Here is a 14,264-nt window from a genome sequence, read left to right as displayed (position 1 = left end):
GGGCCGGGCGGGACCGGCGTCTACTGTCGCCCCGGTGCGTTCCCGACGGCCGCTCGCGCTCCTGACGGTGCTCGTGGCGCTCCTCCTCGGCGCCCTGCCCGGCCTCCTGGGCACGGCGGGCACCGCGAGCGCCGCCCCGGCGGGCGTCGACTGCCCCTTCGGCACCGCGCCCGGCCCGCCGGTCGACGACTCGGAGGTCCCGCAGCCCGGGCAGGCCCAGCCCACCCCGCTCCCCGTCCCGGACCCGCCCGTCGGCGGTCCCGCGATGGGCAGCTGCGGCGACGTGGTCGCCCCGGGCGCGCCGGCCGCGCCCGCGGTCGGTGTCGTGTCCTACGTGCTCGCCGACCTCGACTCCGGCGCCGTCCTCGCCGCCCGCAACCCGCACGCGCGCCTGCGCCCGGCGTCGCTGATGAAGACCCTCACCGGCCTGCTCGTGGCCCGGCAGCTCCCGCTCGACGAGACGATCACCGGGACGCAGGAGGACGCCGACCAGGAGGGCACGCGCGTCGGCATCGGGCCCGGCGGGCAGTACACGATCCGCCAGGTCTTCGACTCGATGATGATCGCGTCGGGCAACGACGCCGCCCACGCGCTCGCGGTCCGGCTCGCCGGCAGCGTCCCGGCCACCGTCGACCTCATGAACACCACGGCCCGCGAGATCGGCGCCCTCGACACCCGCGCGGCGACGCCGTCGGGCCTCGACGGCCCGGGCATGCAGACCTCGGCCTACGACCTCGCCTCGATCTTCCGCGTCGCCATGCGCGAGGAACCGTTCGCGCAAGCCGTCACCACCCGGCGCATCCCGTTCCCCGGCTGGGGCGACAACCCGCCGTTCGAGGTCGTCAACGACAACAAGCTCCTGACGACCGGCTATCCCGGCTACATCGGCGGGAAGACCGGCTTCACCGACGACGCGCGGCACACGTTCATCGGCGCCGCGGAGCAGAACGGGCGGCGGCTGGTGGTGGTGCTCATGCGCGGCGAGCAGCGCCCGGTGCCGATGTACGAGCAGGCCCGGGTCCTGCTCGACCACGGCTTCGCCCTGCCGGACCCGCAGGGCATCGGCATGCTCACCGACGCGCAGCCGGCGGACCCGGAGCTCGCGTCCGCGCCGGACGACGGCGACGAGGACACGGTCGCGCCCTCGTCGGGGGCGGTCTCGTCGTCCTGGGGGACGCCGCTGCTGCTCGTCGCGGTCGTCGCCGGGGTCGGGGGGCTGTTCGCGCTGCGCGCCGGGCGCCGATGACCACCGGGACGGCCTCACCGGACGAGCCCCTCGGCGAGGCGTTCACGCGGATGGCGGGCGAGCGCCCCGACCGGCCCGCGGTCACCGACGACACCGCGACCTGGACGTCCGCGCAGCTCGAGGCGCACGCCAACCGGTGGGCGCACGAGCTCGCCGGTCGCGGGGTGGGCCCCGGCGACTTCGTCTCGATCGCCCTGCCCGACGTCGCCGAGCACTACGCCCTGACCCTCGCGGCGTGGAAGCTCGGCGCCGTCCCGCAGCCGGTGTCGCACCGCCTCGCGCCGGGCGAGCTCGCCGCCGTGCTCGACGTCGTCCGCCCGCCCGTCGTCGTCGGGCTGGCTCCGTCGGCCGAGGTCGTCGCGCCACCGGGCACCGCCGTCCTGCCGCTCGGGCACCGGCCCGAGGGTCCCGACACCCCACCGCCGCCCGCGCCGGCCCCACCCGCCTGGAAGGCACCGACCTCCGGCGGGTCCACCGGCCGCCCCAAGGTCATCGTCGCGGGCGAGCCGGGCACGACGGGGTCGGTCACCACCCGCGCGCCGGTGTACCGCATCGAGCCGGACGGCGTGCTGCTGTGCACGGCGCCGCTGTTCCACAACGCGCCGTACCTGTTCTCCCTGCTCGGGCTCATGACCGGCAACCACGTCGTCCTCATGGGCCGTTTCGACGCCGCCCGCGCCCTGGAGCTGGCCGAGCGGCACGCCGCGACCTGGATCTACGCGGTGCCGACGATGATGGGGCGGATGGTGCGCGTGCCCGGTCCGCTACCGGAGCTGCCCGCCCTGCGCACCCTGTTCCACATCGGCGCGCCGTGCCCGCCCGCGGTGAAGCGCGCGGTGATCGACTGGCTCGGCCCCGACCGCGTGCTCGAGGGCTACGCGGCCACCGAGGCGCAGGCGCGCACGACGATCACGGGTCGGGAGTGGCTCGCGCACCCGGGCTCGGTCGGGCGGGTCACCGGCGGCGAGATCGAGGCCCGCACGCTCGACGGCAGCCGCCGCTGCGCGGTCGACGAGGTCGGCGAGCTGTGGCTGCGCCCGGAGCCGGGGCGGGTCACCTACCGCTACGTCGGCGCGGAGCCCCGCACCCGACCGGGCGGCTGGGAGTCGCTCGGCGACATGGGCCGGTTCGACGCCGAGGGCTACCTCTACCTCGCCGACCGGGCCGGCGACATGATCGTCGTCGGCGGGCAGAACGTGTACCCCGCCGAGGTCGAGGCCGCGGTCCTCGAGCACCCGGCGGTGGTCTCGTGCGTCGTCGTCGGGGCGCCCGACGACGACCTGGGCGCGGTCCCCCACGCGATCGTGCAGACCGACCCGGCCGCCGGTGAGGTCACCGACGCCGACCTCGACGCCCACGCCGCCGCGCGGCTGTCCCGGGCGAAGCGGCCACGGGTGTGGCGACGCTCCGCGGGACCGCTGCGCGACGACGCGGGCAAGGTGCGGCGGTCGTCGTACCAGCAGTGAGCAGCTACCGCGGCTACCGGTACTGCAGGGACCCGTCGTCGAGGTCGGCCGCGGGCAGCGTGTGCCGCTCCTCGGCGTACTCGTGCATGTGCGTCCAGGGCGCGCGGTCGCCCTGCTTGAACATCTTGTGCTGGCTGCGCATGACGTAGCCGGAGTTGAAGTTCTCCGGGTCCGACCACGGCCGGATCTCCATGTCGGCGTCCTCGGGCCGCAGCGTGGGCGTCACGGTCGTCGCCCCCTTGGCCTCCATGTGCGCCAGGAGGCGGCACACCAGGTCGGAGACGAGGTCGGCGCGCAGCGTCCAGCTGTGCCGGAAGTAGCCGAAGACGTAGGCCATGTTCGGGATGCCCGAGATCATGATCCCGCGCCAGGTGATCTGCTGCGACACGTCGACCGGCTCGCCGTCGACCGTGAACGGGATGTCGCCGAGCGCGCTGAGGTTGAACCCCGTGGCCGACACGACGATGTCCGCCTCGAGCTCCTCGCCCGACGAGGTCCTGATGCCGGTCTCGGTGAAGGTGTCGATGGTGTCGGTGACCACCGAGGCCCGGCCCTCGCTGATGGCGGTGAAGATGTCGCCGTCGGGCACGACCGCGATCCGCTGCTGCCAGGGGCGGTAGCTCGGGTTGAAGTGCTTCTCGACGTCGTAGCCCTCGGGCAGCAGCGGGCGCATCTCCCCGAGCAGGAACTCCCGCGCCTCGTCCGGGGTCTCCAGGCACATCCGGGTCAGCTCGTTGAACTGCTCGATGTAGGCCCGCCGGAGGATCTCGTGGGTCCAGTCCTCGGGGATGTCGAGCGCGCGCAGCTGCACCGCGAGCTCGTGGGTCTTCGGCACCGCGGCGACGAACGTCGGCGTGCGCTGCAGCATCGTCACGTGCGCGGCCTTCTCGGCCATCGCCGGGACGACCGTCGCCGCCGTCGCGCCGCTGCCGATGACGACGACGCGCTTGCCCTCCCAGTCGAGGTCCTCGGGCCAGGTCTGCGGGTGGGCGATGACCCCCCCGTTGGCGATGTACCGCTCGGTCCCCGGCCACTCGGGGCGGTAGGGGTCCTGGTGGTTGTAGTAGCCCTGGCACATCCACAGGAAGTCGCAGGTCATCTGCACGGTCTCGCCGGTGTCCCCGCGGAGCACGTCGAGGGTCCAGCGGTGCTCGGACGACGACCAGGACGCCGCGGTCACCTCGTGCCGGTAGCGGATCGCCGCTTTGAGGTCGTCCTCCTCGATGACCTCGTCGAGGTAGTTGGTGATCTCCTCGGAGGTGGCGATCGACGGGCCGCGCCACGGCTTGTGGGCGTAGCCGTAGGTGAACAGGTCCGAGTCCGAACGAGCGCCGGGGAAGCGGTGGGTCCACCACGTCCCGCCCCGTCCGGGCATCTTCTCGAGGATGACGAAGGACTTGTCGGGGAAGCGCTCGCGCAAGTGGTGGCCGGCGTCGATGCCGGACACACCAGCCCCGATGACGACGACGTCGACGTGCTCGACGGCGCCGGACTCGGACGCGGCGCCCGCGGGGGCGTTCTCGGTGATGGTCACGGGTGCTCCTCTCAGGCGCTGACGGTGGCGCTCAGGACGGGTCGCATCGCGGCGACGGCGTCGTCGACCATCCGGGCGCCCGACGGCGTCGCGCCGAGCGTCCAGAGGAAGCCGTGGATCATGCCGTCGTAGCGGGTGGCGGTGACGGTGTTGCCGGCCGCCTCGAGCTTGCGGGCGTAGGCCTCGCCCTCGTCGCGCAGCGGGTCGTACTCGGCGGTCGCGACGAACGCGGGCGGCAGGTTCGTGAGGTCCTGGGCGCGCAGCGGGAACGTGTACGGGTCGTCGCTCGGGTCGGTCGCGCCGAGGTAGTGCGCCCAGAACCACTGCATCGTCGCGCGCCCGAGCAGGTAGCCCTCGCCGTTGTCGTTGATGGAGGGGCTCGTCCAGTCGAAGTCGACGACCGGGTAGATCAGCAGCTGGAAGGCGATCGCCGGGCCGCCGCGGTCGCGCGCGGCGAGGCTGACCGCCGCCGCGAGGTGGCCGCCGGCGGAGTCGCCGCCGACCGCGAGGCGCGAGGCGTCGACACCCAGCTCGTCGGCGTGCTCGGCGACCCACGACGTGGCCGCGTAGCAGTCTTCGAAGGCCGCGGGCTGCACGTGCTCGGGGGCGAGGCGGTAGTCGACCGACACCACGGTGACGCCCGCGGCGTTGGCGATCTGGCGGCACGGACGGTCGACGGTCTCGATGTCGCCGATCACCCAGCCGCCGCCGTGGAAGTACACGAGCACCCCGTGCGGGAGGTCGCCGGACGGCGTGTAGATCCGCACCGGGATGTCGCCGGCGGGGCCCGGGATCGCGCGGTCGCTCACGGTCGCGACGTCCTCGGCCGGCGGCTGAAGGTCGACGAACGCGGCGGTGGCCTGGCGCGCCTGCGGCACGGTCATGCACTCGATCGGCGGCATGCCCTGCTCGACGAGCGCATCGAGCAGTGCTTGGGCCTCGGGGTGGACGGGCACGGGGGCTCCTGTGGGGTCGGCGACGCTGCCACGTCACCGTGACGGATCACACACGCGGCGCGCCTCGTCCCCGCGGCACGAAGGCCGCGCACGGATTTGTCCCCGCCCTGTCGGTCGACCCCGGTCGCACAGCGTGTGCTGGTCGCCACACCGCGGGAGGGCTACCGTCGCGCGGGAGGGCCGGCAGCGGCGGTCGGGACGTCGGGTGGTGGTCGCGAGGTGGTGACGATCGAGCCCTCGGCGACCCCGGCCCGCGACGGCGCCGCGACCGACGCCACCGACGTCGCCGGCGAGGTCGCCGAGGTCGCCGCCGCGCTCGCCCCGCGCCGCGGCGAGGTCAGTGCCTCGATCAGCGACGTGCTCGCCACCCGCATCGACGACCTGCGCGGCGACCCCGCCCTGCGCGACCTGCTCGGCGCGAGCGTCGAGGGCAACGTCGAGACGATCCTGCACATCCTGCGCCACGAGCTCGACCCGCGGGCCGTCGATCCCCCGGCCGCGGCCATCGCGTACGCGCAGCGGCTCGCGCAGCACGAGGTGCCGGTCAACGCGCTGATCCGCGCCTACCGCGTCGGGCAGTCGCACCTCATGGAGTGGGCGTTCGCCGAGGCCACGCGACGGCCCGGGGACGTGGCCGCGGCGGCCTCGCAGCGCATCGTGCTGGTGGTCATGGAGTACGTCGACCACGTCACCCAGCACGTCGTCGCGGCCTACGAGGCCGAGCGGGACCGCGGACGCCGCGGCCGGCACGCGATGCGCGTGGCGCGGGTCCGCGACGTGCTCGCCGGCCGCGCCCCCACCGCGCCCGACGACCGGCTCGCGGTGGAGTCGACGCTGGGCTACCGCTTCTCGACAGTGCACCTGGGGCTCGTGGTGTGGCGCGACCCGGGCGAGGGCGGCGCGGACGGCGCCGGCTTCGGGACCTTCGAGCGCGTCGCCCTGGACGTCGGCACGGCGCTGGGCGCCGCGGGCCGCCCGCTGGTGGTGCCGTGGGACGCCGACAGCGCCTGGGCGTGGCTGCCGTGTCGCGACGACGCGGCGCCGTCGCGGGAGGTCGTCGCCGGGGTCCTCGCCCGTCACGACCCGGGCCTGCGCGTCGCGGCCGGGTCACCGGCGGGCGGGGTCGAGGGCTTCCGCACCACGCACGACCAGGCCCGCCGGGCCCGCGACGTCGCGCTCGCCGGCGGTGGGGAACCGCCGCCGGTGACGCTGTTCGACGAGGTCGGCGCGGTGGCCCTGCTCTGCGCCGACCGCGACGGCGCGCTGGCCTGGGTGCGCCGGGTGCTCGGCCCGCTGGCCGACCCCGACCCCGGGGTGGGGCGGCTGCGGGAGACGCTGCGGGTGTTCCTCGCGACCGGCGGCAGCCTCGCGAGCACCGCCAAGCGCCTGCAGGTGCACCGCAACACCGTCAAGTACCGCGTGGGCCGGGCGCACGAGGTCCGCGGCCGGCCGCTCGGCGACGACCGTCTCGACGTCGAGCTCGCGCTGCTCGCGTGCGCCTGGCTGGGGCCCGCGGCACCGGCGGGCTGAGCGGGCCGGGAGGCGTCAGCCGTCGTCGCGGCGGCGCCGTCCCCCGTACCCGAGGCCGAGCACCCCGAGCAGCGCCCCCGCGCCGAGCAGGCCGGCGGCGGCCCGCGGACCCGGCGTGCGCCCGACCGTCACCGCCGGCCGGACGATCACCGGCGCGGGCTCGGGGAGCTCCTCGCGCTCGTTCTCCTTGAGCGTCGCGGCCCAGGCGGTGACGAAGAGGATGAACCGCGAGACGAAGTTCGCGAACACCAGCAGACCGATGATCGGGCCGAACGCCGCGCCGGCGGGCGAGTTCGTGACGCTCGAGATGTAGACCGTCATGACCTGCTGCAGGATCACGAACCCGACCGCGGCGAACAGCGCGGCCCGCACCGCCGAGCGCAGCGTCACCGGCTCGCGGGGCAGGCGGGCGATGACCCAGAGGAACACCAGCCAGTTCGCGGCCAGGGTGATCACGAGGCCGGCGACGAAGAACAGCACGCCCGCCCAGGTCTCGTCGGCCAGGCCGAGGAACCCGAGGATCGTGTTCGACAGGCCCGTGCCGACGCCGGTGATCGCGAACGAGAGCGCGAAGGCGAGCCCGAGGCCGATCATCGCGAACAGGTCGCCGGCGTACTTCTTGACGATCGTCGGCGGCTCCCCGCGCTGGTCCCACTGCTCGGAGAGGGCCTCGCGCAGGTTGCCCATCCAGCCGAGGCCGGAGAACAGCGCGCCGAGGAGACCGATGATGCCGACGGTGTTGCGCTGCGCGATGGCCTGGTCGATGACCGAGTTGAGCAGGTCGCCCAGACCCGGCGGCACGGCGGCCGTGATGCTCTGCTGGATCTGGGTGAGCAGCGCCTCGTTGTTGGCCAGCACGAACGCCGCGGCGGCGAACGCGACCATGAGGATCGGGACGAGCGCGAGGATCGAGAAGAACGTGATGGCCGCGGCGTAGTGGTCGCCGTGCTTGTCGGTGTAGCGCGAGGCCGCCCGCACCAGGTGGTCGAGCCAGGGGTAGCGGGCGCGCAGCTTCTCCAGCTGCGTCGGCTCGCTCGACGTGTCCGTGTCGGCCGTGCTGGCGGTGCTGGTCATCGCGCGCGCGTCCCCTCGCGGTCCCCGACTGGCGGCGGACCGGCGGGCCCGCGCGCGGGGTAGCTACCCCGGGTGGCTGCCCCCCACGCGCGGGTCACGCGCCACCGACGGGCGGTTGTCCGTACGGCCGGGGGTCGAACACGCCGTTGCGCGCGCGGAAGGAGCGGGCGGTGCCCGGCCAGAGCAGGGTCAGCCGTCCGCTGGCCTCGTCGACGTACCAGCTGCGGCACCCGCCCTGCAGCCAGACGGTGTCCGCGCCCATCGCGTCGATCTCGCGGGTGTAGGCCTCCTCGGCCGCGGCGGTGACCTCGAGCGGCGTGCCGTCGCCGGCGGCGAGGTGGTCGAGCGCCCCGAGGACGTGGTCGATCTGCGTCTCGATCATGTAGACCGCCGAGTTGTGGCCGAGGCTCGCGTTCGGCCCGTTGAGCACGAACATGTTCGGGAAGCCGTGCACGGCCGTGGAGGCGTGCGCGGTCATGCCGTCGGCCCACCGGTCGGCGAGCAGGCCGTGGCGGCCCTCGATGCGCTGGGCGAACGGCAGCCGTGTCGTCCAGAAGCCGGTGGCGAGCACGAGCGCGTCGAGCGGGTGGTGGGCGCCGGACGCGGCGATCGCGGTCGACTTCTCGACGCGCTCCAGGGCGCTGGGCTCGAGGGTGACGTCGTCGCGGCCGAGGGCCGGGTAGAGGTCGTCGGAGATGACGATGCGCTTGCACCCGATCTCGTAGTCCGGCCGCAGCTGCGCGCGCAGGCGGGCGTCCGGGACCTGCGCGGCCAGGTGCGCGAGCGCGCGGTCACGCAGCTGGTCGATGTCGGGGCGCACGCGGCGGCGGGCGTCGACGGCGCGCTCGGCCTCGTCGAACAGCTCCTCACGCAGCGCGCGCTCGGCGTCCGGGTCGAGGGCGAAGGCGCGACGCTCCTGCGCGGTGTAGGCGCGGTCGCCGCGCGGCACCACCCACGGCGGGGTGCGCTGGAAGACGACGAGGTGCGACGCGGTGCCGGCCAGTGCGGGGACGATCTGCGCGGCCGAAGCCCCGGTGCCGACCACCCCGACGCGCCGGCCTGCGAGCGCCGCCGCCCCGTCCCAGCGCGCGGAGTGGAACACCGGACCGTCGAACGCCGAGAGCCCCGGGATCTCGGGGATGCGGGGCTCGGACAGCCGGCCGGCGGCCACGACGAGCACCCGCGCACGGTAGGTGCCCGCCGACGTCACGACCCGCCAGCGGGTGCCGTCCCAGCGGGCCCGCTGCATGTCGGTGCCCAGGCGCAGGTGCGGGTCGAGGCCCTCGTCGCGGGCGCACTCCCGCAGGTACTCGTGGATCTCCGCGCCCGGCGCGAACACCCGCGACCAGTCGGGCTTGGGCCGGAACGAGAACGAGTAGAGGTGCGAGGGGACGTCGCAGGCGACGCCGGGGTAGCGGTTGTCGCGCCACGTGCCGCCGACCCCGGGCGCGCGCTCGAGGACGACGAACGACTCGCGCCGTCGCCGGGCCAGGCGGATGCCCAGGCCGATGCCGGCGAACCCGGCCCCGACCACCGCGACGTCGACGTCGGTGCTCACCGTGCTCACCTGGGCTGCGCCTCCCGCAGCACCGCCTGCCGGTCGGCGGGCGCGTCGTCGTAGAGGGTCGTGCGCTGACGCGCGGCGCGGCCGAGCGCGGCGGCGAGCTCCTCGACCTGCGCGAGCGTGAGCTGGCGCCCCGCCTCCGCCCCGGCGGCCGGGTCGATCGCGCCGTCGAGCAGCAGCCCGCCGGCGTCGTCGGCACCCCCGCGCAGCACGGCGGTCGTGAGCCCGGGGCCGAGCTTGGGCCAGGCGGCCTGCACGTGGTCGATCCGCCCGTGCAGCACCAGCCGCGCCACCGCGTACAGCGCCCGCGTCTCCCGGGCGCTGGGGTTGCCAGCCTGGCGTCCACGCTGGCGTCCAAGGCCAGGAAAGCCCCCATCTCGCAGCTCCGGCGGCAGCGCCTCGGGCTGGATGGGCATGGGGATGAACTCGGTGAACCCACCGGTCCGGTCCTGGATCGCCGCGAGCGCCCGCAGGTGCGCGACCTGCTGCGCCGGGGTCTCGACGTGCCCGTAGACCATCGTCGCGGTGGACCGGAGCCCGACCTCGTGCGCGGTGGTGACGAGCTCGGTCCAGCGCGCCGCGGGGATGTCGGCGCCGCCGGTGAGCAGGGCCCGGACGTCGTCGTCGAGGATGCGCGCCGCGGTGCCCGGCACCGACCCGAGCCCGGCCTCGCGCGCGGCGACGAGGAAGTCGCGGGCGTCGACGCCCAGGCGCGCCGCGGCGTCGGCGACCTCCGCGGGGCGGAACGCGTGCAGGTGCAGCGGCACCCGGCCGGTGATCAGCGTGACGAGGTCGAGCGGCGCGCGGTCCCCGACGTCGGGCGGCAGCGGACCCTGCACGCAGACCTCCGTGGCCCCGAGCGCCCAGGCCTCGTCGACGAGGGCCGTGGTGTGGTCGGGGTCCCGGACGACGGCCGTGTCGAGGTTGCGGTTGGCGACGAAGGTCAGCTGGTCGCCGACGACGTCGCGCCGCACCCCGTCGGCGAGCGCGGCGAGTGCCTCGAGCTCCTCGCGGTCGGCGCCGAGCAGGTCGACGTAAGCCTCGTCGGACAGGCCGGCGGGGTCGGCCTCGGCGCGCGCGAGGTGGGAGCGCAGACTCACCGGGCCGCCGCCGGCCGGCGCACCCGGGCCAGCCCGTCGGGGTCGGCGAGCGCGATGACCGGGTCGACGAGGTCGGGGTGCAGCCACCGGTTCGGGTCGCGCACGTAGCGGGGATAGATGGTCAACCTCGGGGTGAGGGTGAACCCCGCCGCGGCCGTCACCTCGCGCAGGGCGTCGAGCCCGGGCCAGGGGCGTTCGGGGTTGACGTGGTCGGGCGTGACCGGGGAGACGCCGCCCCAGTCGTCGATGCCCGCGCGCAGCAGCAGGGCCTGGTCCTGGGCCGCGCTCGTGGCGTCGATGGTCGAGCTCCGCTGCGCTCCGTCTCCCGCATCGATGGTCGAGCTCCGCTGCGCTCCGTCTCCCGCGTCGTCCAGCTCCCCCGCCAGATTCGGCGGCGCCTGGACACTGACACCGAGTGGCATGATCAGCCGCGCCACCGCGACGGCCGCGACGAACGCGTCGAACTCGGCGTCGGGCTCCCCGCGCATCGCCGTGTCCGGCTTGGCGCGGAAGTTCTGGACGATGACCTCCTGCAGGTGCTCGCCGCGGCGCGCCGACTCCGCGAGCACGAGCAGCGACTGCGCCCGCTCGGCCCGGTGCTCGCCGATCCCGACGAGGATCCCGCTGGTGAACGGCACGCGCGCCCGCCCGGCGTCGTCGACGACGCGGCGGCGCAGCGCGGGCTCCTTGTCCGGCGAGCCGTAGTGCGCGCCGCCGGGCCGCGACCACAGCCGCCTCGCCGTGGTCTCGAGCATCATCCCCATCGACGGCGACACGGCCCGCAGCCGCTGCAGCTCGACGAGGTCCATGACGCCGGGATTGAGGTGCGGGAGCATCCCGGTCTCGTGCAGGACCGCCCGCGCCGCGTCGTGCACGTGGTCGAGCGTCGTGCCCAGGCCCCGCGCGCCGAGCCACTCGCGGGCCGCCGACCAGCGCTCCTCGGGTCGGTCGCCGAGGGTGAACAGCACCTCGGTGCAGCCCTGCGCGGCGCCGGCGCGGGCGATCTCGAGCACCTCGTCGCGCTCGAGGTAGGCCGCGGGCAGGCGTCCCGGGACCGTCGCGAACGTGCAGTAGTGACAGCGGTCGCGGCACAGCCGGGTCAGCGGGACGAAGACCTTGGGGCTGTAGGTGACGACGCCCGGGCGCCCCTCGGCGCGGAGGTGCGCGTCGCGGCGGGCGGCGGCGAGCGCGAGCAGCGCGTCGAGCTGCTCGCCCCGCGCCGCGAGCAGCGTCGTCGCCTCGCGCAGCGCGGCGGGGTCCTGGGGGTCGCCGGCGAGCGCGCCCTCCGCGGCCCGCCCGAGCGCGATCTCGACGTCGGTGCGCGACGGCTCCGGCGGTTCCGGCAGCTCCACCAGCCCGCGCGGCAGCGGCGCGGGGTCCGGGAGATCGGCGAGGAAGACCACGTCCCGAACCTACGCGCCCGTGCGCGCGATGCGGCATCGCTCGCACCGGTCGTCGGGACCGCCACACCGTCGCCGTCGCGACACGTCGGGCCCGTCGGTCCGGGCTGGTCCAGGGTGGGCGGCGTGGAGCCCCGGAGCCGCGCGCTGGCCGCGCTGTGCGTCACCGAGATCGTGAGCTGGGGCGTCCTCTACTACGCGTTCCCGGTGCTCGTCGGGGCGATCAGCGCGGACACCGGCTGGTCGGTCGCGGCGGCCACGGGCGCGTTCTCGGTCGGCGCGCTGGTCTCGGCCGGCGCCGGCATCGTCGTCGGCCGGCTGATCGACCGCCACGGCCCGCGCGTGGTGATGACCACCGGCTCGGTCGTCGGCGTCCTCGCGACCGTGGCCATCGCCACGGCGCCGACCCTGCCGCTGTTCTACGCCGCCTGGGCCCTCGCGGGCCTCGCCCAGGCCGCGACGTTCTACCCGCCGGCCTTCGCCGCGCTCACCGGCTGGTACGGCGACGACCGGGTGCGCGCGCTGACGACGGTCACCCTCGTCGCCGGCTTCGCGAGCACCGTCTTCGCACCCCTGACCGCCGCCCTGCTCGGCCCGCTGGGCTGGCGCGGTGTCTTCCTCGTGCTCGCCGTGGTGCTCGCCGTCGTCACCGTCCCCCTGCACGCCGCCTTCCTCACCCCGCCGTGGCGGGCGCACGAGCGTCCCGGCGCGGCGGGCGACGGGACGAGCGACGCCGACCACGCCCGCGCCGTCCTGCGCAGCCCCCGCTTCGCCGTCGTCGCGACGGTGATGACGGTCGGCGCGTTCGGCCTCTACGCCACGACCATCAACCTCGTCCCGCTGCTCGTCGGGCGCGGTCTGGACCTGGGCACGGCCGCGCTCGCGCTCGGGCTCACCGGCGTCGGGCAGGTGACGGGCCGGCTCGCCTTCGTCCCGCTGGTCCGGCACTCGACCCCGCGCACGCGCGTCGCCGGCGTCCTGCTCCTGGGCAGCACCGGGGTCGTCGCGCTGGCGCTCGTGCCCGGGCCGACGGTGCTGCTCGTCGCGCTCGCGGTCGTCGCGGGCGCGGGACGCGGGCTGCACACGCTGCTGCAGGCCTCGACCGTCGCCGACCGCTGGGGCACCCGCGCGTTCGGCCGGGTCAACGGCGTCTTCTCCGCCCCCGTGACGCTCGCGGTCGCGCTCGCCCCGGCGGGCGGGGCGGCCGTCGCGACGGCCGTCGGCGGCTTCCCCGCGGCGTTCCTCGTGCTCGGGCTCGCGACGATCCTGGCCGCGCTGGTCGGGCTCGCCGCCTGAGGTTCACCCCGCGTTCGCCCCGGGGCACCACGGTGACGTGGTGCGCCTCGCGGTCCTGCTCCTGCTGCTCGTCACCGCGTGCGTGCCCGCGCCGGCGCCGCCCCGGGTGATCGACGTCCAGGCCCACCGCGGCGGGCTCGGCCTCACCGTCGAGAGCACGCTGCCGGCCTTCGCCCGCGCGCTGGAGCTGGGCGTGAGCACGCTCGAGATGGACGTGCAGATCACCGCCGACGGCCGCGACGTCATCACCCACGACCGCCGCACCGACCCGCGCCGCTGCCGGGACACCGCACCCGCGACGCCCGGCGACCCGCTGTTCCCCTACGTCGGCCGGTACGTCAGGGACCTGACGTTCGCGCAGGTCCGGACGCTCGACTGCGGGTCGCAGCGTCGCGAGGGGCAGCCCGAGCAGCAGCTCGCGCCGGGCGCGCGGATGCCGACGCTGGCCGAGGTCGCCGACCTCGTGAGCCGCCACGGCGCGGACGACGTGCGGTTCAACGTCGAGACGAAGGTCGAGGCGGCGGCGCCCGCGGAGACAGCGCCGCGGGAGGTGTTCGTCCGCCGCGTCGTCGACGAGGTCCGCGCCGCGGGTATCGCCGGCCGGACCACGATCCAGAGCTTCGACTGGGGCGCGCTGCGCCTCGCCCGCGCGGCGGCGCCGGAGCTGCCGACCGTCGCGCTCACCGAGCCCGACTTCCTCGAGGTCGGGGCCCCGGGTGCCTCGCCGTGGCTGGGCGGGCTCGACGTCGACGCGTTCGGCGGCAGCGTGGTGCGGGCGGCGGCGTCGCTCGGGGTCGCCGCCCTGTCGCCGCTGCACGGGGAGCCGCAGGACGCCACGGTCACCGACCCCGGCTACCGGCCGTTCACCACCCGCGCGCTCGTCGACGAGGCCCACGCCGCGGGGCTGCCGGTGATCGTCTGGACGGTCGACGACGAGGCGACGATGGGCGCGGTGCTCGACGCGGGCGTGGACGGCGTCATCACCGACCGGCCCGACCGGCTGCGCGCCGTCCTCGCGGCCCGGGGACTGCCTCTCCCCCACGCCCATCCCGCGCGATCACCCCGGTGATCGTGGGGGCTTTCCTGCCGTTGAGCGTC

Annotated in this window: 10 protein-coding genes and 1 pseudogene; 5 read left to right on the top strand and 6 right to left on the bottom strand. The window is 75.5% G+C overall.

Going from position 1 to position 14,264, the window contains the following annotated elements; translation table 11 throughout:
• Positions 1–34 precede the first annotated feature (34 nt).
• Both PGB27_RS15200 and PGB27_RS15195 read left to right on the top strand, forming a co-directional pair.
• The gene (locus PGB27_RS15200; RefSeq protein ID WP_274201213.1) at positions 35–1,246 is read left to right on the top strand and encodes a D-alanyl-D-alanine carboxypeptidase family protein; all 1,212 of its coding nucleotides are present in this window, start codon (positions 35–37) and stop codon (positions 1,244–1,246) included.
• Entirely contained in the window at positions 1,243–2,712 is a 1,470-nt protein-coding gene (locus PGB27_RS15195) for an AMP-binding protein (protein WP_274201212.1), read from the top strand. The genes PGB27_RS15200 and PGB27_RS15195 overlap by 4 nt, the downstream gene beginning before the upstream one ends.
• A 13-nt stretch (positions 2,713–2,725) precedes the next feature.
• Here PGB27_RS15195 and PGB27_RS15190 read toward each other — a convergent pair whose 3' ends face one another.
• Entirely contained in the window at positions 2,726–4,246 is a 1,521-nt protein-coding gene (locus PGB27_RS15190; protein WP_274201211.1) for a flavin-containing monooxygenase, read from the bottom strand.
• Between the two features lie 11 nt (positions 4,247–4,257).
• Entirely contained in the window at positions 4,258–5,202 is a 945-nt protein-coding gene (locus tag PGB27_RS15185; protein ID WP_274201210.1) for an alpha/beta hydrolase, read from the bottom strand.
• 222 nt (positions 5,203–5,424) lie between these two features.
• Here PGB27_RS15185 and PGB27_RS15180 point away from each other — a divergent pair, with 222 nt between their 5' ends.
• Entirely contained in the window at positions 5,425–6,732 is a 1,308-nt protein-coding gene (locus tag PGB27_RS15180) for a PucR family transcriptional regulator (protein ID WP_274201209.1), read from the top strand.
• Positions 6,733–6,747: 15 nt separating this feature from the next.
• Here the strand turns inward: PGB27_RS15180 and yhjD are convergent, their stop codons facing one another.
• The 4 genes and pseudogenes from yhjD to cofG form a co-directional block, all read right to left on the bottom strand.
• Complete coding sequence (gene yhjD / locus PGB27_RS15175) at positions 6,748–7,806, bottom strand: inner membrane protein YhjD (RefSeq protein WP_274201208.1); 1,059 nt, start codon at positions 7,804–7,806, stop codon at positions 6,748–6,750.
• 94 nt (positions 7,807–7,900) lie between these two features.
• Positions 7,901–9,364 carry a flavin-containing monooxygenase gene (locus PGB27_RS15170; RefSeq protein WP_274201207.1) on the bottom strand — a complete coding sequence of 488 codons (1,464 nt, stop codon included), beginning with the start codon at positions 9,362–9,364 and terminating at the stop codon, positions 7,901–7,903.
• A gap of 5 nt (positions 9,365–9,369) precedes the next feature.
• Entirely contained in the window at positions 9,370–10,470 is a 1,101-nt protein-coding gene (locus PGB27_RS15165) for an FO synthase (protein WP_274201206.1), read from the bottom strand.
• A 26-nt stretch (positions 10,471–10,496) separates the two neighbouring features.
• Positions 10,497–11,777 (bottom strand): annotated as a pseudogene (gene cofG, locus PGB27_RS15160) (7,8-didemethyl-8-hydroxy-5-deazariboflavin synthase CofG); the annotation flags it as partial.
• Positions 11,778–11,996: 219 nt separating this feature from the next.
• On the opposite strand from cofG, the gene PGB27_RS15155 reads away from it, so the two are divergent.
• The gene (locus PGB27_RS15155; protein WP_274201205.1) at positions 11,997–13,166 is read left to right on the top strand and encodes an MFS transporter; all 1,170 of its coding nucleotides are present in this window, start codon (positions 11,997–11,999) and stop codon (positions 13,164–13,166) included.
• Between the two features lie 40 nt (positions 13,167–13,206).
• The gene (locus PGB27_RS15150; RefSeq protein ID WP_408630074.1) at positions 13,207–14,235 is read left to right on the top strand and encodes a glycerophosphodiester phosphodiesterase family protein; all 1,029 of its coding nucleotides are present in this window, start codon (positions 13,207–13,209) and stop codon (positions 14,233–14,235) included.
• Positions 14,236–14,264 lie beyond the last annotated feature (29 nt).

Source organism: Actinomycetospora lemnae, assembly GCF_028737315.1.
Taxonomy (GTDB): domain Bacteria; phylum Actinomycetota; class Actinomycetes; order Mycobacteriales; family Pseudonocardiaceae; genus Actinomycetospora; species Actinomycetospora lemnae.
This window is presented reverse-complemented; position numbering and strand designations above follow the sequence as displayed.

Excerpts from the sequence above, each read along its gene's own strand:
- yhjD (WP_274201208.1), bottom strand. The coding sequence starts at position 7,806 with ATGACCAGCACCGCCAGCACGGCCGACACGGACACGTCGAGCGAGCCG.
- PGB27_RS15195 (WP_274201212.1), top strand. The coding sequence starts at position 1,243 with ATGACCACCGGGACGGCCTCACCGGACGAGCCCCTCGGCGAGGCGTTC.